Below are 19,992 nucleotides of genomic sequence, written 5' to 3' on the forward strand. Positions count from 1 at the left end.
ATGACCAACCTCAACGCCGTTGACCCGGCTGCCGTCGCCCAGGACGCGCACCTGGAAAATGCCGACGTCATTATCGGCAAGAACACCATCATCTTCCGCCGCTTCCTGCGCAACAAGACGGCCGTGGCCGGCCTTGCCATCTTCCTTGCCCTGACCATTTTTTCCTTCGTCGGCGGGTACTTCACCCAATGGGACAAGGAAACCATCGACCCCTTCAACATCGGCATGCCCCCGTCTGCCGAGCACTACCTCGGCACGTCCCAGGCAGGCATCGACCTCTACGCGATGACGGTCGAAGGCACCAGGATCTCCATCCTGATCGGCCTGGTGGTGGGACTGGTGTCCGTCCTGATCGCCGCTGTCTACGGGTGCACCATGGCTTACTTCGGCGGCAAGGTGGACAAGGTGATGCTCTTCATCCTGGAGGCGCTCATCATGATGCCGGCGCTGCTGGTGGTGGCAGTAGCCACCAGCGGCGGCGGCGCCGGACTGAAGCGCGACCTGCCCTCCTGGCTGCTGCTGATCATCGTGCTGCTGGTATTCAGCTGGATGGGTACGGCCCGCCTGATCCGGTCCTTGTCCATGTCCCTGATGCAGCGGGACTACGTCAAGGCCGCCCAGTACATGGGCGTCCCGCCGCGCCGGATCGTGTGGCGCCACCTGGTCCCCAACATCGGCTCGCTGCTGGTCCTGGACGTCACCCGTGGGGTCACCGGCGCCATCCTGGCCGAGGTGGCCTTCTCCTTCATCGGCATCGGCATCAAGGTCCCGGATGTAAGCCTCGGCGTCCTCATCGGCGGGGCCACCTCGCAGGTGCAGACTTTCCCCTGGATGTTCTGGGTTCCGCTCGCTGTGATGTTCCTGCTCACCGGCTCACTGGCCATGATGAACGACGGACTCCGCGACGCCTTTGATCCCAGCTCCAGCTCCAGCGGCAGCGCCAAAAAGCGCAAGGCCCAAACCCGTGTGAAGAGGAGCGCCTCATGAGCAGCGAAATCGCCGCCGGGCCCGCCGAAAAGCCCCAGTCAACGGTGGAACGGCTGCACGTTGCGGGGCTGCACGGTCCCACCGACGCCGTCCTGTCCGTCCGTGACCTCAATGTCAGCTTCAACACCGAAAACGGCGTGGTGCACGCCGTCCGGGGTGTCGATTTCGACCTCCTGCCCGGCAAAACCCTCGGCATTGTGGGGGAATCCGGTTCCGGCAAATCCGTCACCTCGCTGGCGGTCATGGGACTGTTGCCCACCACGGCCGAGGTCACCGGCTCAGTCCGGCTCCATGGCAAGGAGCTGCTGGGACTGAGCGACAAGGCGATGTGTGCCTACCGCGGCAACGAACTTTCCATGGTGTTCCAGGACCCGCTGTCCTCCTTGACGCCGGTGTACACCGTGGGCACCCAGATCATCGAAGCGCTCACCATCCACCATCCCGGCATGAGCAAGCAGGCCAAGGAAGCCCGCGCCGTCGAACTTTTGGCCATGGTGGGCATCCCCAGCCCCAAGGACAGGCTGAGAGCCTTCCCCCACGAGTTCTCCGGCGGCATGCGCCAGCGCGTCATGATCGCCATCGCCATCGCGAACAATCCCCGGGTCCTGATCGCGGATGAGCCGACGACGGCCCTGGACGTCACCATCCAGGCCCAGGTCCTGGAGGTGCTGCATACCGCCCAGGAGGAGACAGGCGCCGCCGTTGTGATGATCACGCACGATCTCGGCGTGGTGGCAGGCATGGCCGACGACATCATGGTGATGTACGCCGGCAAGCCGGTGGAAACCGGGGCGGTGGAGGATATCTACTACAACCCCCGGATGCCCTACACCATGGGCCTGCTCGGCGCCGTGCCGCGGGTGGATGTGGCAGAAAAGGCCTCGCTGGTCCCCATCGAAGGCATGCCGCCCAACCTGATCCACAAACCCACCGGCTGCTCATTCGCCCCCCGCTGCCCGCTTGCCTCCGAAGCCTGCCTGGACGGCGAGCCCGCGCTGGCGCCGGTGGACGGCAGCAGCATGCACCGTGCGGCCTGCATCAAGTCCGGCTCACTCGGCGGCGATGTTGATGTCCATGATGTCTTTTCGGCCCCGCCGGTCCCCGTGTCCAAATTCGACTCCATCCCCCGCGGGGAGCGCACCACGGTCCTGCAGCTGAGGGACGTGCGGAAGCACTTCCCGCTGACCAGGGGCGCCCTGCTCAAGCGCAGGATCGGCACGGTCAAAGCCGTGGACGGGCTCAGCTTCGACATCCGCGAAGGGGAATGCTTCTCTATCGTGGGTGAGTCGGGCTCGGGCAAAACCACCACGCTGCTGGAAATCATGGAGTTCCACAAAGACCAGGACGGCGAGGTGGTGATCGGCGGACTCAGCAACAAAAAGGCTGCCGATGCCCGGACCAAGAGTGCCATGCGGCGGGAACTCCAGATGGTGTTCCAGGATCCCACCGGCGCCCTGGACCCGCGGTTCACCGTCTACGAAGTCCTCGCCGAACCGCTCCAGAACGCCGGCATGGACCGGCAGGCCATCAAAAAACGCATCATGGAACTGATGAAGCTGGTGGGCCTCCAGCCGGACCACGTCAACCGCTTTCCCAACCAGTTCTCCGGCGGACAGCGCCAGCGCATTGGCATAGCCCGGGCCCTGGCCGTGAACCCCAAACTGGTGGTCCTCGATGAGCCGGTGTCCGCCCTGGACGTCTCGGTCCAGGCCGGGGTGATCAACCTCCTGGACAAGCTGCGCGCCGAACTTGGGCTCAGCTACCTCCTGGTGGCGCATGACCTTTCAGTGGTCCGGCACATCTCCAACCGCGTTGCCGTGATGTACCTGGGCAAAATCGTGGAGATCGGCGAAGTGGACCGGGTGTTCGACAACCCCCGCCACCCCTATACCCGGGCCCTGCTGTCGGCCATCCCGGTCCCGGACCCGCGCGTGGAGCGGACCAGGGAGCGGATCATCCTCCAGGGCGACCTGCCCTCCCCGCTGGATGCCCCCAAGGGCTGCAACTTTGCCACCCGCTGCCCGGTCTTCGCAGCCCTTCCGGCGGCAAAGAGGGAAAAGTGCCTCACCCTGGAACCTCCGCTGGAACCAGTGGCGCCGTCCGCGGCGGCCCAGGTCCTCGCGGCCGGTCAGCTGCCCGTCCCGGATCAGCGCTTCGCCTGCTTCTTCCCGGACGGGGAACTGGACGAGGACATGCTGGTGGTCCACGACCCTGCAGGCCATCATGCACCGTAGATTTGTTCCATCCATCACCATCGTCACCAGCATCACCACCTGCAACAACGAAGGGAACACCATGAGGAATCTGACCAGGATCGGCGGAGCGGCGGCTATTGCTGCGGCTCTGACCCTGACTGCCTGCGGCGGTGGCGGCGCCACCGGGCCGGAAACGGCCAAAGGCCAGGAGGCAGGAAGCGACCTGTCCAAGCTCATCAGCATCAACGAGAAGCCGGCAGCCGATCTTGAACAGGGCGGGAAGGTCACTCTTCCGCTGGGCAGCATCGGCCCGGATTTCAACGGTTTCTCCAACAACGGCAACAGCTCTGACAACTCCGCGCTCATGGCCCCGATCAACCCGGTAGCGGTCAGCGGTGGCGGAATCGGCGGCTGCTGGAAGGTGGACTTCGAGGGCAAGGCCACACCCAACAAGGATTTCTGCGAATCCGTGGAGAGCGAGGTGAAGGACGGCAAACAGATCGTCACCATCAAGGTCAATGACAAAGCCACCTACAACGACGGCACTCCCATCGACATCAAGGCGTTCCAGAACACCTGGAACATCCTGAAGAGCCCGGATGCCGGCTACGACATCGTCACCTCGGGCTCCTACGCCTTCGTAGAGTCGGTGGAGGCAGGCAGCAGCGACAAGGAAGTCATCACCACGCTGAGCCAGCCCACGTACCCGCTGGAAGACCTCTACTTCGGCCTCATCCACCCCGCCGTCAACACCCCGGAAATCTTCAACGAGGGATTCGTTGGCGAAATGCATCCCGAATGGATGGCGGGACCGTTCAAGGTGGACCAGTATGACGCGGCCGGCAAGACCGTGAGCATGGTGCCGAACGAGAAGTGGTGGGGCACCAAGCCGGTCCTGGCGAACGTGGTGTTCCGCCAGCTCGAAACCAGCGCCCAGATCGCCGCGTTCAAGAACGGCGAAATCGATGCAATGTCCGCCAACACCATCGCCCTCTACAAGCAGCTCGAGGGCACCAAGGACTCCGAGGTCCGCCGCGGCCAGCGGCTCTTCGCCGGCGGCATGAACATCAACGCCCAGAAGATCACCGACGTGGCAGTCCGCAAGGCCATCTTCGCGGCCGTGGACCGCGAAGCCCTCCGCAAGGTCCGCTTCAACGGGCTGAACTGGGAGGAGCCCAGCTCCGGCTCCATGATGCTCCTGCCGTTCTCCGAGTACTACCAGGACAACTACCCGGTCAAGGAAACCGGCCCCGACGCCGCCAAGAAGGTCCTCACCGACGCCGGATACACCGCGAACGCGAACGGCATTATGGAAAAGGACGGCAAGCCCGCCGCCTTCAAGATCAGCAACTTCGGAGATGATCCCACCACCCTGGCGTTCACCCAGACCCTGCAGAAGCAGCTGCAGGCCGGCGGCATGGATGTTGGCATCGACCAGCGTGCCTCCGCCGACTTCGGGAAGGTCATCGGCGGCCGCGACTTCGACATGAGCGTCTCCGGCTACACCGTTGGCGCCGACGCGACGTCCGCCGTCAAGCAGTACTACGACTCCAAGACCAACGAAAACGGCCTGGGTGACGCCGAGCTGGACAAGAGGATCGCAGACCTGGTCTCCATCGAGGACAACGCCGAGCGCAACAAGGCAGCCATGGAAGTGGAGAAGGAACACATGGCGAAGTACTTCTCCATGGGCGTGGTTATGAACGGCCCGCAGATCTCCTTCGTCCGCACCGGCCTGGCCAACTACGGTCCGTCCCTGTTCCAGAGCCTGTCCCAGGTTCCGGACTGGACCACCCTCGGCTGGGAAAAGAAGTAACCCGCCCCCGGGACGCTCTCTCACTTAACGTGGGTTTTCCCGCAACGCTCTCTCACTTTCTTGAAGGAAGTGAGAGAGCGTTGACGGTTAAGGGCCATTAAGTGAGAGAGCGTTGACGGTTAAGGGCCATTAAGTGAGAGAGCGTTGACGGTTAAGGGCCATTAAGTGAGAGAGCGTGCGGGAGTAGCGTAGTCCCATGACCGGAACTGTTGCTGAACGCACCATCCGCACGGCCGTCGTCGGCTATGGCCTTTCGGGCAGCGTCTTCCACGCCCCGTTGATCGGGGCCGATGCGCACTACTCGCTGGACGTAATCGCCACCTCGAATGCGGAGCGGCAAAAGGCGGCCACCGCCCGCTACCCCGGGGTGAGGACCGTGCACGACGGCGATGAGGTCCTCACGCACGCCGCGGACCTTGACCTTGTGGTGCTGGGAACTCCGCCCGCCACGCACTATCCGCTCGCCAAGGCGGCCCTGGAAGCCGGGCTGGACGTGGTGGTGGACAAGCCATTCGCGGTGAGCAGCAATGAAGGGCAGGAGCTGACCGCCCTGGCCCAAGAGCTGGGCCGGGTGCTGACCGTCTTCCAGAACAGGCGGTGGGACGGCGACTTCCTGACCCTCCGGAAGCTTTTGGCGGCCGAGGCCGTGGGGAAGGTGGCACGGTTCGAATCGCGGTTCGAGCGGTGGTCGCCCACTATCGCCAAGGCCTGGAAGGCACGTGCCACCGCGGCGGACGGCGGCGGGGCCCTGTTTGACCTCGGCAGCCACCTGATCGACCAGGCCCTCCTGCTGTTTGGCCCGGCGGCCGTGGTCCACGCCGAACTGAAGGCCAGGCGGGCGGATGAGCGTGCGGACGACGACGTGTTCCTGGTGCTGCGCCACGAGTCAGGGGTGCTGAGCCACCTCACCATGAACATGCTGTGCGCGCAGCAGGGGGCACGGTTCCGCGTTTTGGGTTCCGTGGGGGCCTTTACCAAGAACGGCGTTGATCCGCAGGAGCCGTACATCGTGGCCGGCGGCAGTCCCCTCGACGCGGACTACGGCGAGGAGGCGCCCGAGTGGGCAGGGCTCCTGGGCCGGGACGGCCACCTGGACGCGCTGCCCACCGAACGCGGCGCCTACCCGGAGTTCTACCGGATCCTGGCGGACAAGATCCTCGACGGCGGGGCAAGGTCAGCCCTGCCCCTCCCGGTCAACCCGGAAGACGCCGTCGAGGTCCTCAAACTGATCGAGCAGGCCCGGGAAGTGGCCTAGGCCGAGACCAGTTCGTGCCAGTCCGCCACGAGGGGCAGGTTGTGCGCCTCGGAAACGGAGTGGTGCGCTACGTGGCCGGCGGCGATGTTGAGGCCGGCGGCGAGGGCGGGGTCGCGGTCGAAGGCGGCCTTGACGCCGAGGTTGGCCAGGGACACGGCGTAGCGCAGGGTGACGTTCGTCAGTGCGTACGTGGAGGTGTTGGGGACGGCCCCGGGCATGTTGGCCACGCAGTAGAAGATGGTGTTGTGGACCTTGTAGGTGGGTTCCTGGTGCGTGGTGGGGTGGGTGTCTTCGAAGCAGCCGCCCTGGTCCACGGCGATGTCCACCAGCACTGAGCCGGGCTTCATCCGGGCCACGAGCTCGTTGGTGACCAGCTTGGGGGCCTTGGCGCCGGGGATCAGGACAGAGCCGATCACCAGGTCTGCGTCCACCACGGATTTTTCGATCTCGTACTTGTTCGAGGCCACGGTCTTCAGCCGTCCCTGGTACTGGGCATCCAGTTCGCGCAGGCGGTTGATGTTGATGTCCAGGATGGTCACGTCGGCGCCGAGGCCCAGGGCCATGGCTGCAGCGTTGGTGCCAGCCACGCCAGCACCCAGGACAACCACCTTGGCCGGCCGGACGCCGGGTACGCCGCCCAACAGGACACCCTTGCCGCCGGCCGGGGCCATCAGGGACGAGGCACCCACCTGGACGGAGAGCCGGCCGGCAACCTCGGACATCGGGGCCAGCAGCGGCAGGGTTCGGCCTTCCTGCACGGTTTCGTAGGCGATAGCGGTGACGCCGGAGTTGATGAGCTCGCGGGTAAGTTCGGGCTCTGCGGCGAGGTGGAGGTAGGTGAAGAGGATCAGGCCTTTGCGGAACCGGTGGTACTCGGCCTTGATGGGTTCCTTGACCTTCATGACCATGTCCGCACGGGCCCAGACGTCGTCGGCCTCGTTGATGATTTCAGCGCCGGCGATGGCGTATTCCTCGTCGGTGATGCCGGAGCCGAGGCCTGCGCCGCGTTCCACCAGCACGGTGTGGCCGTGGGTGCGGAACTCGTTAACGCCCGCGGCCGTGATGGCTACGCGGAACTCGTTGTTCTTGATTTCTTTGGGGACACCGATGATCATCGTGGGCTCCAGATTCTCGGCTGGTAAGCCGGAAAGTGCGGAAGGATTGCGTGTTTCCACGATAAATCCCGTTGTGAGCCAGCTGACATCCGGCATCCACCGGGGCTTGAGTCAAACCCTGCGAATCCAAGGAATTTGACGTCACCGCATCGACATTTGTTCAGCCTGTAAGCGTCAAGTGTCGCCTCCTGTCCGTTCGTTCGGCCCGCTCCGGAAGCAGTAGTCTTGGCCCATGCAGCAGCAGGGCGTGGAGCAACTGGTCGAGGATGTGGCGCAGAAGCTGGGCCGCGGCCTTTCGCTGGAGGATCTGGACGGGGTGCTGCTCGCCTACAGTTCCAACCAGTCCCACGCCGACCGGGTCCGGGTGAACTTCCTGCTCAGCAAGAAAGTGCCCGCGGATGTGAGTGCGTGGCAGTTGTCGCATGGCATCGCCACAGCCGTCCGCCCGGTGGTGGTTCCGGCCAACCCGCAACTGGGGATGCTGGGCCGGGTCTGCGTCCCGCTCATGGTCCGCGGCTTCCGTGTGGGGTATCTGTGGGTGCAGCAGGACTCGGTGGAGGAAAATCCGACGGCGATCCTCACCCAGCTCCCGGCCGTCACCAGCGAGCTCGAGATGCTCTCCGCGCTGCTGTTGGATTCCAACACCGCCGAATCGGAATTCCGGCGCGGGCGCGAACGGGAATTCCTCGCTGCCTGCGCGGGGGAAACCAACGCAGTGGCGGCAGTGGCCGGCTGGAAGGAAATCCAGGGCCGCGGGCCGTGGCAGATGGTGACGGTGCTGGACGCCGACGGCTGGGCCGGAGGCCCGGATCCCATCGCCGCAACCCTGATCCACCGCTCCGCGGCGCTCCAGGCCACGGTAGGCGTGGATGCTGCCCTCTTCAGCGCCGGGGCGGAAACACACTCCGTGGTGCTCTTCCGCGAATCATCGGGCAGGGCAAACCACGCGCAGGTCCTGGTCCACTACCAGCTGGAGCTGGCCAAACGCTCGGGCCGCGCGGTGCACCGGATCATCCTGGGGATCAGCGAGGGGTTCACCAGGCCGCGGGAACTGGCCGAGGCGTACCGGGAGTCCAAGCTGGCGGCCCAGGCCGCCGCGGTGGATCCGCAGCTCGGGGAACTCGTGGACTGCCGGTCCACGGGTGTCTACCAGCTCCTGGCTTCCGCCGGGGGAGGGGCAGGCGCCTGGGTTGACCCGGGATCCGTGTACTTCCGCAGGCTCGAGGACCACGACCGCAACAGCGAACTCATCCCGGTCCTGGAACTCCTGTACGACAATGACGGCTCTGTCCAGGACGTGGCCGCGAAACTCCATCTGCACAGGAGCAGCATCTACAACCGGCTGGGCCGTATCCGCCAGCTGCTCGGAGTGGACCCGCTGAAGGGGATGCCACGGCTTGAACTCCACGCCGCACTCAAGATGCGGCGCTGGGCGGCCCGTCCCCGGATTTGACCTTCTTTTGCTCCTCCAGCCAGGCCATAATGGCCGTGCGCGGAAAACGCCGGTGGCTGCCGCGGTACTCCACGGGGATCTCGCCGCGGTCGGTCATGTTGCGCAGGTAGGTGTGCGAGATCCCGGCCAGCTCCGCTGCCTTGGAGGTGGTCAGCATGTCCTCGACGCTGCTGACCGTCACGGCCTCACCGCGGCTGAACCGCCGCAGGAGGTCGACGACGGCGTCCCTCGCCAAGGGCGGGAGCCGGTGGACCGTGCCGTCCACAAAAACAGTAATGTCGTCGCTGCCGGCGAGGGCCCGTTCCAGCTTTTGGGCCTCCTCGGGCGGGAGCGCGGCGGCCATCCTGGGAGCAATCAGTGCCATGGCCACAGCCTATCGGGCACGCCGCCATGCCGGAGAGCTCCAGCCGCATATATTGCCCCGGCGGTATGCTCGGCTGATGGCATTAAGTGGCGGCAGGGACGTTGAATCCGGTGGACTGCAGGGAAAACTTTACGCATCCGTCCAGCCGCAGCCAGCCGGTACGGATCCCGCAGCCCGCCCCACCTACGTTCTGCTGCACGGCATCGGCGTTTCCCACCGCTACCTTGCGCGGCTGCACCGCGAACTGGCCAAGACGGCGGATGTCTACTCCTTCGACCTCCCCGGCTTTGGTAAGTCGTCGCGGCCCGGACGCCAGCTGCAGGTGGAAGACTTTGCGGCTTTTGCCAGCGATGTCCTGGCTGGCGCCGGTGTTTCCAGCTACGTGCCCGTGGGCCATTCGATGGGATCACAGTTTGCCGTGGAACTGGCCCTGCAGGACCCCGGGCGGGTGGCGGGGGCGGTGCTGATGGGTCCGGTAGTCGATACCAACCGGAAATCCGTGGCGCGGCAGGCCCTCGCGCTCACCAGGGACGCCCTGCTCAGCGAGTCCCTGACCTCGAACGCGATTGTGTTCAGCGACTACTTCCGCGCAGGCCCGCGCTGGTACATGACCGAGCTGCCCGTGATGATGCGCTACCCGCTGGAGGAGCGGCTGGCCGGCGTTAACCAGCCGGTGCTGGTGCTCCGCGGAACCAAGGATCCCATCGCCCGCCGCCCCTGGTGCACCAGGCTTGCGGCGGCAGCGCCGCAGGGCACCATGGCCGAGGTCCTGGGGCAGGGCCACGTCTTCCAGCACACGGCCCCGGCCATAGCCGCCGGAGCCATCCGCGGCTGGGTCCGGGCCGTGAACGGATTCGGCGTTACGGCCTGACCCCGGCGCCGCAGCGTCAGAGGCCCAGTTCCTCCAGCACGGGCAGCTTCTCCCGCACCCAAGCCCGCGCCTCGGTGGCGCTGGGGGCGGACAGCGCCAGCTTGGCCAGCTGCTGCGCCTCCTCCAGGGTCACTGTCTTGAGCACGGCTGCTACGGCAGCCAGGGAACGTGCCGTCATGGACAGCGTGCTCACGCCCAGGCCGGTCAGTACGACGGCGAGGGCCGGGTCCGCGGCCGCCTCGCCGCAGACGCCAACAGGTTTGTTGTTGCCCTCCGCGCGTGAGCCTTCCACCGTCAGGCCCACCAGGCGCAGGACGGCCGGCTGCCAGGGCGTGTTGAGGTTGGCGAGCGGGCCGAGCTGCCGGTCGGCGGCCATGGCGTACTGGGTGAGGTCGTTGGTGCCGAGGCTGGCAAAGCCTACTTCGCGCAGGATTGCTTCGGCCGTGAGGGCCGCGGAGGGAACCTCCACCATTACGCCCGGGGTATTGATCCCGGCGTCCGCGCACATGGAGGCAAAGCGGGCAGCCTCTTCCGCCGTTGAGATCATGGGGGCCATGACCCACACCTCCGCTTCGGACTGGTTCGCTGCCAGCGCGATGGCTTCCAGCTGGCGGTCCAGGACGCCGGGGGTGGTGAAGTCGGTGCGGTAGCCACGGACGCCAAGGGCCGGGTTGGGCTCGGTGGAGTCGGTCAGGAAGGGCAGCGGCTTGTCGGCGCCCGCGTCCAGCGTACGCAGGACAACTTTCTTGCCGGGGAAGGCGTCAAAAACGCTCTTGTAGGCCGCGGCCTGCTCTTCGACAGAAGGCTCGGTGTCCCGTTCCAGGAAGCAGAATTCGGTGCGGAACAGTCCCACGCCCTGGGCGCCCAGCTTGGCGGCTGCCACGGCATCCTTGCCGCCGCCCACGTTGGCGAGCAGCGGCACCTGGTGCCCGTCCGCCGTCGTGCCTGTGCCGGTGAACTCGGACAGCAGCGAAGCTGTGGCTGCCCAGGCCTCAGCGGCGGTCCGCAGGGCTTCGTCCGGCTCGGCCGTGACGGTACCGGCTGCGCCGTCCACAAAAACTTCGGTGCCGTCCGGAACTTCGTCCACGCCCACGGCGGCGACGACGGCGGGAAGGCCCAGCGAGCGGGCGATGATGGCGGTGTGGGACTGGGGGCCGCCGCCCGCGGTCACAAGTGCCAGGACTTGGTTGGGATCCAGGGTGGCGGTGTCGGCCGGGGCGAGGTCGTCGGCCACCAGGATGAAGGGCGTACTCGAGGCGGGGATACCCGGCGCGGGCACGCCGCGCAGCTCGGCGACGATCCGGGCGCGCACGTCCAGGACGTCGGTAGCGCGTTCGGCCATGTAGCCGCCCAGGTTGTGGAGCATTTCCGAGACGGAGGAACCGGACTCCCAGATGGCGCGCTCGCCGGAGGTGCCGCGGGCAATGAGCTTGGAAGCGCCCTTGATCAGCATGGTGTCCTTGGCCATCAGTGCCGTAGCCTCGAGGACTGCCTTGCCGTCGCCGGTGGCATGGGCTGCACGCGCCTTAAGTTCGTCGTGCACGGCCTGGGCGGCTGCCTTCAGGGCTGTGGTGGCTTCCTCTGCGGTGGTGTCCGGTGCCAGCTGCTGGCCGGCCGGAGGCTCACTGATGGGTTTGGGCATCTGCCGGACGGTGCCGATAACGCGGCCTGGACTGACGCCTACTCCTGGGAAGTTCTGCACTGAAGGTCCTCATTCTCTGCCGGTTGCCAGGCCCGCCGGTATGTCCGGCGCCATGCCGGTCCGCCGGCGCACTGCTACGTCCGCCAGGCGTGAAACGTGCCTGAAAAAATTGTATGTGATTCAGTTCATATAGCAATGCTATAGGTGCTAGGGTAGCGGTTATGAGTTTGGATGGCCAGCTTCCCCCCAAAATGCGACTGCTCCGTGCAGCGGCGGAACTGTTGGCAAAATCCGCGGGAGCTCCCGTTTCCACCCGCCAGATCACGCAACTGGCGGGGGTAAGCGCTCCCACGCTCTACCACCACTTCGGTGACAAGGAAGGTTTGTTCGACGCCGTCGTCGCCGCAGGGTTTGAAGAATATGTAGCGGGCGAAAGGGATTTCGCCCCCTCCGGACAGCCGCTCGAGGATATCCGGAGAATGTGGGACAACCATGTGCAGTTCGGGCTCAACCAGCCGGAGCTGTACCTGGTGATGTTCGGCAATATCCGCCCGGAAAGCCGCCCGGCCATCGTTGCCGATGCCGAGGCGCTGATGGAGGAGATGCTGAACAAGGCAGCGGCGGCGGGCCAGCTGAACGTCCAGCCCAGGGAAGCAGCCAGGTCTATCCTGGCCGCCAATGTGGGTGTGACGCTGATGCTGATTGCGGAGCCCGCCTCTGAACGGAACCTCGAATTGTCCACCATGACCCGGGACGCCATGATTTTCGCGGTGTCAGCCGAGCCCGCCAGCGGCGCGGTTCCCGGAGATACCGGAAAGTCCTCGGTGGTGGTGGCCGCGATCGCCCTGAATGCCGCACTTCAGGCCTCGCACTCAGACCAGCTCTCCAGCTCGGAACTCAAACTCTTCCTCGAATGGCTTCACCGCATCTCCACCAGCCCGGCGGGCTAGTAAACGCCAGTACGTCCAGCAGTACGTCGTCGAAAATATCGGACCATCCTGCGCAGCCGCAGGAATGACGGTTAGGAAATCACATGGCAACAGAGACAGTTGCAAAACCCCGCACCAGCGCGCGCGTGCACGTCCAAAAGTTCGGGACCTTCCTGTCCGGAATGATCATGCCCAACATCGGCGCCTTTATTGCCTGGGGCCTGATTACCGCCCTCTTCATCGAAAAGGGCTGGCTGCCTGTTCCCCAGCTGGGCGGTTTCGGCGAGACGAACGGTGTGCCGAACACCGGCCTCGTGGGGCCGATGATCACCTACCTGCTGCCGCTGCTGATCGGCTACACCGGCGGCAAGATGGTCTACGACGTCCGCGGCGGCGTCGTCGGCGCTATCGGCACCATGGGCGTGATCGTCGGCGCGGGTATTCCGATGTTCATCGGTGCCATGATCATGGGCCCCCTGGGCGGCTGGACCATGAAGAAGATCGACTCGCTCTGGGACGGCAAGATCCGCCCCGGCTTCGAGATGCTGGTCAACAACTTTTCCGCAGGCATCTGGGGTGCGCTGCTGGCAATGTTGGGCTTCTTTGCCATCGCACCCGTGGTTTCGGCCTTCAGCACCGGCGCCGGCAACGTGGTCCAGTTCCTGGTCAACAACGGCCTGCTGCCGCTGACCAGCATCTTCATTGAGCCGGCCAAGGTCCTCTTCCTGAACAACGCCATCAACCACGGCGTGCTCACCCCGCTGGGCATCCAGCAGTCCCTCGACCAGGGCAAATCCATCCTGTTCCTGCTCGAAGCCAACCCCGGCCCCGGACTCGGGCTTCTGCTCGCCTACATGTTCTTCGGGAAAGGGGCAGCCAAGGCCTCCGCACCCGGTGCGGCCATCATCCACTTCCTGGGCGGCATCCACGAGATCTACTTCCCGTATGTCCTGATGCGCCCGCTGCTCATCCTGGCCACCATCGCCGGCGGCATGACCGGGATCGCCACCCTGGCCATCACCAACTCCGGCCTGGTGGCGCCAGCAGCCCCGGGCTCCATCTTCGCGGTGCTGGCGCAGACCTCCAGGGACAGCTACCTCGGCGTGATCCTGGCGGTCCTGCTCGCAACTGCCGTCTCGTTCCTGGTGGCCTCGGTCATCATGAAGACCACCAAGCACAGCGATGAGGTGGACCTGAACGACGCCACCTCCCGCATGGAGCAGATGAAGGGCAAAAAGAGCTCTGTGGCTTCCACCCTCACCGGTGCCGGCGCAGCTGCCGGAGCAGGCGGAGTGGGCGTCCTCGCCGGCCCGGTACGCAACATCGTGTTCGCGTGTGACGCCGGCATGGGCTCCAGTGCCATGGGCGCCTCCGTACTGCGGAACAAGATCAAGGCTGCCGGGTTCCCGGACGTCAAGGTCACTAATGCCTCCATCGCCAACCTCAACGACACCTACGATGTTGTGGTCACCCACCAGGACCTCACCGAACGTGCCAAGCCGGCCACGTCCAGTGCCGTGCACTATTCAGTGGACAACTTCATGAACAGCCCCCGGTACGACGAAATCGTGGAGCTGGTCCGGGAAAGCAACACCGAGGGCAGCGCCGCAACGGAGGGCCCGGACGCCGGTGCGGGAACGCCCGGCGGAGCCTCCGCCACGGGGCCGGCAACGGCTGCCGCGGCCGGAACAGCAGCCGCGGGTACCGCCGTCGGAAGCTCTGAATCCGACGCCCCACGGGCGGGCACGGGCGAGATCCTGGCGCGCGAGAGCGTGGTGCTCAATGGTTCGGCCACCACCCGTGACGCTGCCATCGACGAAGCCGGCCGGCTCCTGCTCGCCCGCGGCGCCGTGGACGAGGACTACGTCCGGGCTATGCATGAGCGCGAGCAGTCCGTGTCCACCTACATGGGCAGCTTCCTGGCCATCCCGCACGGAACCAACGCGGCCAAGGACCATATCCGCAAGTCCGCGGTGTCCGTGATCCGGTACCCGGAAGGCATTGACTGGAACGGCAAGCAGGTCAAGTTCGTGGTGGGCGTTGCCGGCATCAACAACGAGCACCTGCACATCCTGTCCTCGATCGCGAAGGTCTTCACCAACAAGGAACAGGTGGCCCGGCTGGAGGCGGCAACGTCCGAGGACGAGATCCTGGAACTCTTCGGAAAGGTCAACGCATAGTGAAGGCAGTACATTTCGGTGCCGGAAACATCGGGCGCGGTTTCGTAGGCCTGCTCCTGCACGACGCAGGCTACGAGGTGGTGTTCGCCGACGTCGCCGAGGAACTCATCAACCAGCTCTCGGCTGCGGACAGCTACGCGGTGCACGAGGTGGGCGAAAACCCGGCCGTGCGCACGGTGGACAACTTCCGGGCGCTGAACTCCACCACCCAGGAGGCCCAGCTGGTGGAGGAGATCGCGACGGCGGACATCGTCACCACAGCGGTGGGCCCGCACATCCTCAGGTTCGTGGCGCCGGTGATCGCCAAGGGCATCGTCGCCAGGGCACCCGGCCTGGCACCGCTGCAGGTCATGGCCTGCGAGAACGCGATCAATGCCACGGACATCCTCGCCAAGGAGGTGGCCTCCCAGCCGGGGGCCGCCGCCGGGGCACTGGACGGCAAAGCGGTGTTCGCCAACACGGCAGTGGACCGGATCGTGCCCAACCAGGAAGCCGGCCAGGGCCTGGACGTTACGGTGGAAACCTTTTACGAGTGGGTTATCGACAGGACGGCCTTCGGCGATTCGGCCCCCGTGATCCCCGGCGCCACCTTTGTGGACGAGCTTTCGCCCTACATTGAGCGGAAGCTGTTTACGGTGAACACCGGCCACGCGTCGGCCGCCTACCTGGGGTTCGAGGCGGGCCTGGAGAAGATCTCCGACGCCATGGCGGACCAGGATGTTGCCGAGGACGTCCGGGCAGTGCTGGAGGAGACCAAGCAGCTCCTGGTCAGCAAGCACGGCTTCAGCAATGACGAGCAGGAGGCCTATGTCCAGAAGATCCTGGTCCGGTTCTCCAACCCGTACCTGCCGGACACCGTGACCCGCGTGGGCCGTGCGCCGCTGCGGAAGCTGAGCCGGCACGAGCGGTTCATCGGCCCGGCTGCCGAACTCGCCGAACGCGGAGTGGTGCCGGAGGCGCTGCTCGGCGCCATCGCCGCTGCCCTGCGCTTCAACGACCCCGCCGACGCCGAGGCAACCGAGCTGGCTGGCATCCTGGCAGCCAGCAGCCCCGCTGACGCGACGGAGAAAATCACGGGCCTGGAGCAGGAGCACCCGCTGTTCAACGCAGTCGCCACACTGGTGGAGGAACGCCAGGCGGAGGTGGCCCGCACCCCCGCCTGACGAACCCTTCCGCAATGACGACGCCGGCACTCCCCTTGAGTGCCGGCGTCGTTCTGTGTGATCTCTCCCACTTATGTAGGAATGCAGGCCCTTTCGTTTTGAAGTAAGCCTTCCCTTACTTATAGGCTCTGGGCTATTAGGCAACGAAGTTGTGACGTATTAGCCGAGTGGAGAGAAACCGTGAAGAAGAAGCTTTCGAGCTACCTGGGGGCACTGGCTGCGGGAGCGGCGCTTTTGACCGCCACTGCATGCGGAGGAAGCGCGACGGCCACACCGGCTGACGAAGCCACCACCATCACCGTGGAGCACGCCCAGGGCAGCACGGCGAACGTGCCGGTCAACCCGGAGAAGGTCTTCACCTTCGACCTGGGCGTCCTGGACACCCTCGATGCGCTCGGTGTGGAGCCCGCAGGTGTCCCGGAAGCCGCCTACCCTGAAGCCCTGGCCAAGTACTCGGATGCCAAGTACACCAAGATCGGTTCGCTGAAGGAGCCGGACTTCGAAGCCGTCAGCGCCGGCGACCCGGACCTCATCATCATTTCCGGCCGCACCGCCGGCGCCTATGAGGAACTGAGCAAGATCGCCCCTACCATCGACCTGTCCGTTGATGCCGCCCAGCCGATGGAAAGCTTCAAGGCCCAGGCTGAAAAGCTTGGGACCATCTTCGACAAGTCGGCGGAAGTGGAAGAGCAGCTCGCGGCAGTCGATGCCACCGTCTCTGACACCAAGGCCAAGGCGGCCAGCGCCGGCAAGGGACTGATCGTCCTGACCTCCGGCGGCGAAGTGACCGCCTACGGCGCAGGTTCCCGCTTCGGGATCATCCACGACGTCCTGGGCGTACCCACCGCCGCCGACGTCAAGGTTGACGGCAGCCACGGCGAGGCCATCTCCTTCGAGTACATCAAGCAGGCCAACCCGGACCTCCTCTACGTCATCAACCGCGACACCGCCACGGGTGGGGATGCCTCGGCAGCCAACCCCATCCTGGACAACGAGCTGGTCAAGTCCACCAATGCCGCCAGGAACAACAAGGTCATCAACCTCGACCCCGCCGGGTGGTACGTCGTGGGCTACGGCCTGAACAACGTCAAAGCGATGGTGGACGCAGTCGCCGCCTCCGTGGCATAACGCCCCGGGCTCCACACACCCATGACCGCCACCGCCGTGCGCCCCCTCGCGCCGGCAACCCGCAGCCAGGCCCGCCACAGTGCAGGCCTGGCTGCGGCCGCAGTTGCCGTCCTTGCCCTCGCCGCCGCCAGCATGTTCGTTGGCGTCAGCGATGTCTCCCTTCCTGCCCTGCTGTCCGGCGACCCGGCTACGGCGGAGGTCTTCTGGATCTCCCGCGTCCCGCGCACGCTGGCTGTGCTGCTCGCCGGAATGGCCGTGGCCGTGGCCGGCCTGATCATGCAGCTGATGGCCCGGAACCGCTTCGTGGAGCCGTCCACCGTAGGTACCGTGGAGTCCGCCACCCTGGGAATCCTGGTGGTCACGGTCTTTGCCCCGCAGGCCCCCGTTCCCGCCAAGATGCTGGTGGCCAGCGTCTTCGCGCTGCTGGGAACCGCACTGTTCCTGGCCATCCTGCGCCGCCTCCCGGCCCGGAACACCCTGCTTATCCCGCTGGTGGGCATCATGCTGGGCGGGGTCATTGCGGCCGTCACCACCTTCTTTGCCTACCGCTACGACCTGCTCCAGACCCTGAGCAACTGGATGATCGGCGACTTCTCCGGCGTGCTGCGGGGCCGGTATGAACTGCTCTGGATCGTCGCCGTCCTGATGCTGCTGGGCATGCTCGCCGCAGACCGTTTCACCGTGGCCGGAATGGGCCAGGACTTCACCACCAACCTTGGCTTGAACTACGGCCGGACCATGAGGCTGGGGCTGGTCATCGTCTCGCTGATCTCCGCCGTGGTGGTCACCACCGTGGGCGCCGTTCCCTTCCTGGGCCTGGTGGTTCCCAATATCGTGTCGCTCATATTTGGCGACAACCTCCGCCGCGCCGTCCCGTGGACCGCACTGTTCGGCGCCGCGTTCGTGCTGGTCTGCGACATCATCGGCCGGACCATCCGCTACCCCTACGAGGTCCCCGTGGGCATGGTGATGTCCGTGCTGGGCGCCATCCTCTTCCTCGTCCTGATCCTGAGGAAGCGCAATGCCTGAAAGCCCAACGCTTCAACCGCCGGTGAAAGGACCACTTGCCGCCCCGGCTCCGGGTACCGGAGGCGTACGCAGGCTCAAAGCCGCTGCCCGCAACGCGTCCCCGCGCCTGGTGGCGGGCATCCTGCTCGCGGCGACGGCCGCCGTCGTCTGCTTCTTCCTGTTCTTCGAGCTCAAGGGCAACGTGGGCTACATCCTGCCGCGCCGTGCCATCAAGGCGGCCGCCATGCTGCTGGTGGCTGTGGCCGTGGGCGTCTCGACCCTCCTGTTCCAGACTGTCACCGCCAACCGGATCCTCACCCCGTCCATCATGGGCTTCGACTCGCTGTACATCCTGGTGCAGACGGTCATGACGTTCACCCTCGGCGCCGCCGCGGTGGTGGCCGCCCCGCCCACGCTCCAGTTCGGCGCCGAGGTGCTGCTGATGGTGGCGTTCAGCGCCATGTTGTACCGCTGGATGTTCACCGGCGCGGTCCGCTCCCTGCACCTGCTCCTGCTGGTGGGCGTCATCCTGGGCAGCCTGTTCCGCGGTATGTCCTCGCTGCTGCAGCGGTTGATGGAACCCAGCGAGTTCATCATCCTGCAGGACCTGTTCTTCGCGAGCTTCAACAACGTGGACCCGGCCTTGCTCGGGGTCTCCGCGGTGATCATCGCCGCAGTCTGTGCCGTGGTGTGGCGGGCCCGGCACACACTGGATGTCCTGGCGCTGGGCCGCGACGTCGCCATCAACGTGGGCGTGGACCACCGCAAAGTGGTGATGCGCGTGCTGCTGGGGTGTTCGCTGCTGGTGGCCGTGTCCACCGCACTGGTGGGACCCGTAACCTTCTTCGGGCTGCTGGTGGTGAGCCTGGGTTACCAGCTGTGCCGCGGCTTCAGCCATGGCTGGCTGCTGCCCATCGTGGTGATGATCGGCGCCGTTGCCCTGGTGGGCGGCCAGCTGCTCCTGGAAAAGGTGTTCGGCTTCGGCACCGCCCTGAGCGTGGTCATCGAGTTCACGGGCGGCATCCTGTTCCTCTACCTCCTCCTGAAAGGCTCGCTGAAATGACCATCGCGGTCCGGAACGTCTCCAAAAGCTACGGCGGCCAGGCAGTGCTTGACGATGTCAGCTGTGTGATCCCCGAGGGCGGCATCACGTCCATCATCGGCCCCAACGGGGCGGGCAAGTCCACTTTGCTGTCACTGATCAGCCGGCTGCAGCCGCTCGAGGCGGGCGCGGTCTCCGTGGCGGGCTTGGACATCGCAGCGACTGACAGCCGGGAACTGGCCCGGACCATGGCCATCCTGCGTCAGGAGAACCACCTGACCATGCGGCTCACCGTGCGGGACCTCGTGGCCTTCGGCCGGTTCCCGCACTCCGGCGGACGCCCCACCGTAGAGGACCTGGCCAAGGTGGAAGAGGCCATCGCCCACCTGGACCTGACGCCCATGGCGGACAAATTTGTGGACGAGCTTTCGGGCGGCCAGCGTCAGCGGGCCTTCATCGCCATGGTGCTGGCCCAGGATACGCGGTACCTGCTCCTGGACGAACCGCTGAACAATCTGGACATGAAGCACTCGGTGGAGATGATGCGGCTCCTGCGCCGGCTGGCCGACGAGTTCGGCAAAACCATCGTCCTGGTGGTCCACGACATCAACTTCGCGTCCTGCTACTCGGACACCATCCTGGCCATGAAGGACGGGCGGCTGGTCCACCAGGGCAGCCCCCGGCAGATCATGCAACAGGCCATGCTCCGCGACGTCTACGACATCGACATCCGCATCGAGGACATCGACGGCAACCGGATCGGCGTCTACTTCGCCTGACCTTCCCCCGACGCCCGCTCACTTGTGGCCGCCTTCCTTCCGACCCCCGCTCCCTTGTGGCCGCA

General features: G+C 65.7%; 16 protein-coding genes. 13 read left to right on the forward strand and 3 right to left on the reverse strand.

The window, feature by feature from the left end; genetic code table 11:
- The 4 genes from ARTSIC4J27_RS21520 (at position 1) to ARTSIC4J27_RS21535 (ending at position 6,253) form a co-directional block, all read left to right on the forward strand.
- The gene (locus ARTSIC4J27_RS21520; RefSeq protein ID WP_050057234.1) at positions 1-987 is read left to right on the forward strand and encodes an ABC transporter permease; all 987 of its coding nucleotides are present in this window, start codon (positions 1-3) and stop codon (positions 985-987) included.
- Positions 984-3,221: an ABC transporter ATP-binding protein gene (locus ARTSIC4J27_RS21525; RefSeq protein ID WP_050057235.1), complete on the forward strand. Its 2,238-nt coding sequence runs from the start codon at positions 984-986 to the stop codon at positions 3,219-3,221. Before ARTSIC4J27_RS21520 ends, ARTSIC4J27_RS21525 begins: the two co-directional genes overlap by 4 nt.
- A 61-nt stretch (positions 3,222-3,282) precedes the next feature.
- Positions 3,283-4,998, forward strand: coding sequence for an ABC transporter family substrate-binding protein (locus tag ARTSIC4J27_RS21530; protein ID WP_050057292.1), 1,716 nt, complete (start codon positions 3,283-3,285; stop codon positions 4,996-4,998).
- A gap of 196 nt (positions 4,999-5,194) precedes the next feature.
- On the forward strand, positions 5,195-6,253 hold the full coding sequence (locus ARTSIC4J27_RS21535; RefSeq protein ID WP_050057236.1) for a Gfo/Idh/MocA family protein: 1,059 nt from the start codon (positions 5,195-5,197) through the stop codon (positions 6,251-6,253).
- On the opposite strand, the gene ald is transcribed toward ARTSIC4J27_RS21535, so the two are convergent.
- Positions 6,250-7,368 (reverse strand): alanine dehydrogenase, encoded by a 1,119-nt coding sequence (ald, locus tag ARTSIC4J27_RS21540; RefSeq protein ID WP_050057237.1) that lies wholly within the window; start codon positions 7,366-7,368, stop codon positions 6,250-6,252. The two genes, ARTSIC4J27_RS21535 and ald, sit on opposite strands and share 4 nt — an antisense overlap.
- A gap of 232 nt (positions 7,369-7,600) precedes the next feature.
- Between ald and ARTSIC4J27_RS21545 the strand changes: the two genes are divergently transcribed.
- Positions 7,601-8,821 (forward strand): PucR family transcriptional regulator, encoded by a 1,221-nt coding sequence (locus tag ARTSIC4J27_RS21545; RefSeq protein ID WP_050057238.1) that lies wholly within the window; start codon positions 7,601-7,603, stop codon positions 8,819-8,821.
- Here ARTSIC4J27_RS21545 and ARTSIC4J27_RS21550 read toward each other — a convergent pair.
- Positions 8,784-9,185: a helix-turn-helix domain-containing protein gene (locus ARTSIC4J27_RS21550; protein WP_050057293.1), complete on the reverse strand. Its 402-nt coding sequence runs from the start codon at positions 9,183-9,185 to the stop codon at positions 8,784-8,786. The two genes, ARTSIC4J27_RS21545 and ARTSIC4J27_RS21550, sit on opposite strands and share 38 nt — an antisense overlap.
- Positions 9,186-9,261: 76 nt before the next feature.
- Between ARTSIC4J27_RS21550 and ARTSIC4J27_RS21555 the strand changes: the two genes are divergently transcribed.
- Positions 9,262-10,056 (forward strand): alpha/beta fold hydrolase, encoded by a 795-nt coding sequence (locus ARTSIC4J27_RS21555; RefSeq protein WP_050057239.1) that lies wholly within the window; start codon positions 9,262-9,264, stop codon positions 10,054-10,056.
- Positions 10,057-10,072: 16 nt separating this feature from the next.
- Here ARTSIC4J27_RS21555 and ptsP read toward each other — a convergent pair whose 3' ends face one another.
- The gene (gene ptsP / locus ARTSIC4J27_RS21560; protein ID WP_050057240.1) at positions 10,073-11,758 is read right to left on the reverse strand and encodes a phosphoenolpyruvate--protein phosphotransferase; all 1,686 of its coding nucleotides are present in this window, start codon (positions 11,756-11,758) and stop codon (positions 10,073-10,075) included.
- A gap of 161 nt (positions 11,759-11,919) precedes the next feature.
- Between ptsP and ARTSIC4J27_RS21565 the strand changes: the two genes are divergently transcribed.
- The 7 genes from ARTSIC4J27_RS21565 to ARTSIC4J27_RS21595 all read left to right on the forward strand — a co-directional run bounded on the left by ARTSIC4J27_RS21565 (position 11,920) and on the right by ARTSIC4J27_RS21595 (position 19,927).
- On the forward strand, positions 11,920-12,648 hold the full coding sequence (locus tag ARTSIC4J27_RS21565) for a TetR/AcrR family transcriptional regulator (RefSeq protein ID WP_050057241.1): 729 nt from the start codon (positions 11,920-11,922) through the stop codon (positions 12,646-12,648).
- An 83-nt stretch (positions 12,649-12,731) separates the two neighbouring features.
- On the forward strand, positions 12,732-14,807 hold the full coding sequence (locus tag ARTSIC4J27_RS21570; RefSeq protein ID WP_050057242.1) for a PTS mannitol transporter subunit IICBA: 2,076 nt from the start codon (positions 12,732-12,734) through the stop codon (positions 14,805-14,807).
- Positions 14,807-15,970 carry a mannitol-1-phosphate 5-dehydrogenase gene (locus tag ARTSIC4J27_RS21575; protein WP_050057243.1) on the forward strand — a complete coding sequence of 388 codons (1,164 nt, stop codon included), beginning with the start codon at positions 14,807-14,809 and terminating at the stop codon, positions 15,968-15,970. Before ARTSIC4J27_RS21570 ends, ARTSIC4J27_RS21575 begins: the two co-directional genes overlap by 1 nt.
- A gap of 180 nt (positions 15,971-16,150) precedes the next feature.
- Entirely contained in the window at positions 16,151-17,098 is a 948-nt protein-coding gene (locus ARTSIC4J27_RS21580; protein ID WP_050057244.1) for a siderophore ABC transporter substrate-binding protein, read from the forward strand.
- A gap of 21 nt (positions 17,099-17,119) precedes the next feature.
- Complete coding sequence (locus ARTSIC4J27_RS21585; RefSeq protein ID WP_083435592.1) at positions 17,120-18,127, forward strand: ABC transporter permease; 1,008 nt, start codon at positions 17,120-17,122, stop codon at positions 18,125-18,127.
- Positions 18,120-19,169, forward strand: a complete 1,050-nt coding sequence (locus ARTSIC4J27_RS21590; RefSeq protein WP_083435593.1) for an iron chelate uptake ABC transporter family permease subunit — start codon at positions 18,120-18,122, stop codon at positions 19,167-19,169. Before ARTSIC4J27_RS21585 ends, ARTSIC4J27_RS21590 begins: the two co-directional genes overlap by 8 nt.
- Positions 19,166-19,927, forward strand: coding sequence for an iron ABC transporter ATP-binding protein (locus tag ARTSIC4J27_RS21595; protein ID WP_050057245.1), 762 nt, complete (start codon positions 19,166-19,168; stop codon positions 19,925-19,927). The genes ARTSIC4J27_RS21590 and ARTSIC4J27_RS21595 overlap by 4 nt, the downstream gene beginning before the upstream one ends.
- Positions 19,928-19,992: the final 65 nt, after the last annotated feature.

This window comes from Pseudarthrobacter siccitolerans, assembly GCF_001046895.1.
Taxonomy (GTDB): domain Bacteria; phylum Actinomycetota; class Actinomycetes; order Actinomycetales; family Micrococcaceae; genus Arthrobacter; species Arthrobacter siccitolerans.

Coding starts and splice junctions, on each gene's coding strand:
- ARTSIC4J27_RS21530 (WP_050057292.1), top strand. CDS start 3,283: ATGAGGAATCTGACCAGGATCGGCGGAGCGGCGGCTATTGCTGCGGCT.
- ARTSIC4J27_RS21565 (WP_050057241.1), top strand. CDS start 11,920: ATGAGTTTGGATGGCCAGCTTCCCCCCAAAATGCGACTGCTCCGTGCA.
- ARTSIC4J27_RS21550 (WP_050057293.1), bottom strand. CDS start 9,185: ATGGCACTGATTGCTCCCAGGATGGCCGCCGCGCTCCCGCCCGAGGAG.
- ARTSIC4J27_RS21590 (WP_083435593.1), top strand. CDS start 18,120: ATGCCTGAAAGCCCAACGCTTCAACCGCCGGTGAAAGGACCACTTGCC.
- ARTSIC4J27_RS21525 (WP_050057235.1), top strand. CDS start 984: ATGAGCAGCGAAATCGCCGCCGGGCCCGCCGAAAAGCCCCAGTCAACG.
- ARTSIC4J27_RS21520 (WP_050057234.1), top strand. CDS start 1: ATGACCAACCTCAACGCCGTTGACCCGGCTGCCGTCGCCCAGGACGCG.
- ARTSIC4J27_RS21595 (WP_050057245.1), top strand. CDS start 19,166: ATGACCATCGCGGTCCGGAACGTCTCCAAAAGCTACGGCGGCCAGGCA.
- ARTSIC4J27_RS21545 (WP_050057238.1), top strand. CDS start 7,601: ATGCAGCAGCAGGGCGTGGAGCAACTGGTCGAGGATGTGGCGCAGAAG.
- ARTSIC4J27_RS21555 (WP_050057239.1), top strand. CDS start 9,262: ATGGCATTAAGTGGCGGCAGGGACGTTGAATCCGGTGGACTGCAGGGA.
- ald (WP_050057237.1), bottom strand. CDS start 7,368: ATGATCATCGGTGTCCCCAAAGAAATCAAGAACAACGAGTTCCGCGTA.
- ARTSIC4J27_RS21585 (WP_083435592.1), top strand. CDS start 17,120: ATGACCGCCACCGCCGTGCGCCCCCTCGCGCCGGCAACCCGCAGCCAG.
- ARTSIC4J27_RS21535 (WP_050057236.1), top strand. CDS start 5,195: ATGACCGGAACTGTTGCTGAACGCACCATCCGCACGGCCGTCGTCGGC.
- ARTSIC4J27_RS21570 (WP_050057242.1), top strand. CDS start 12,732: ATGGCAACAGAGACAGTTGCAAAACCCCGCACCAGCGCGCGCGTGCAC.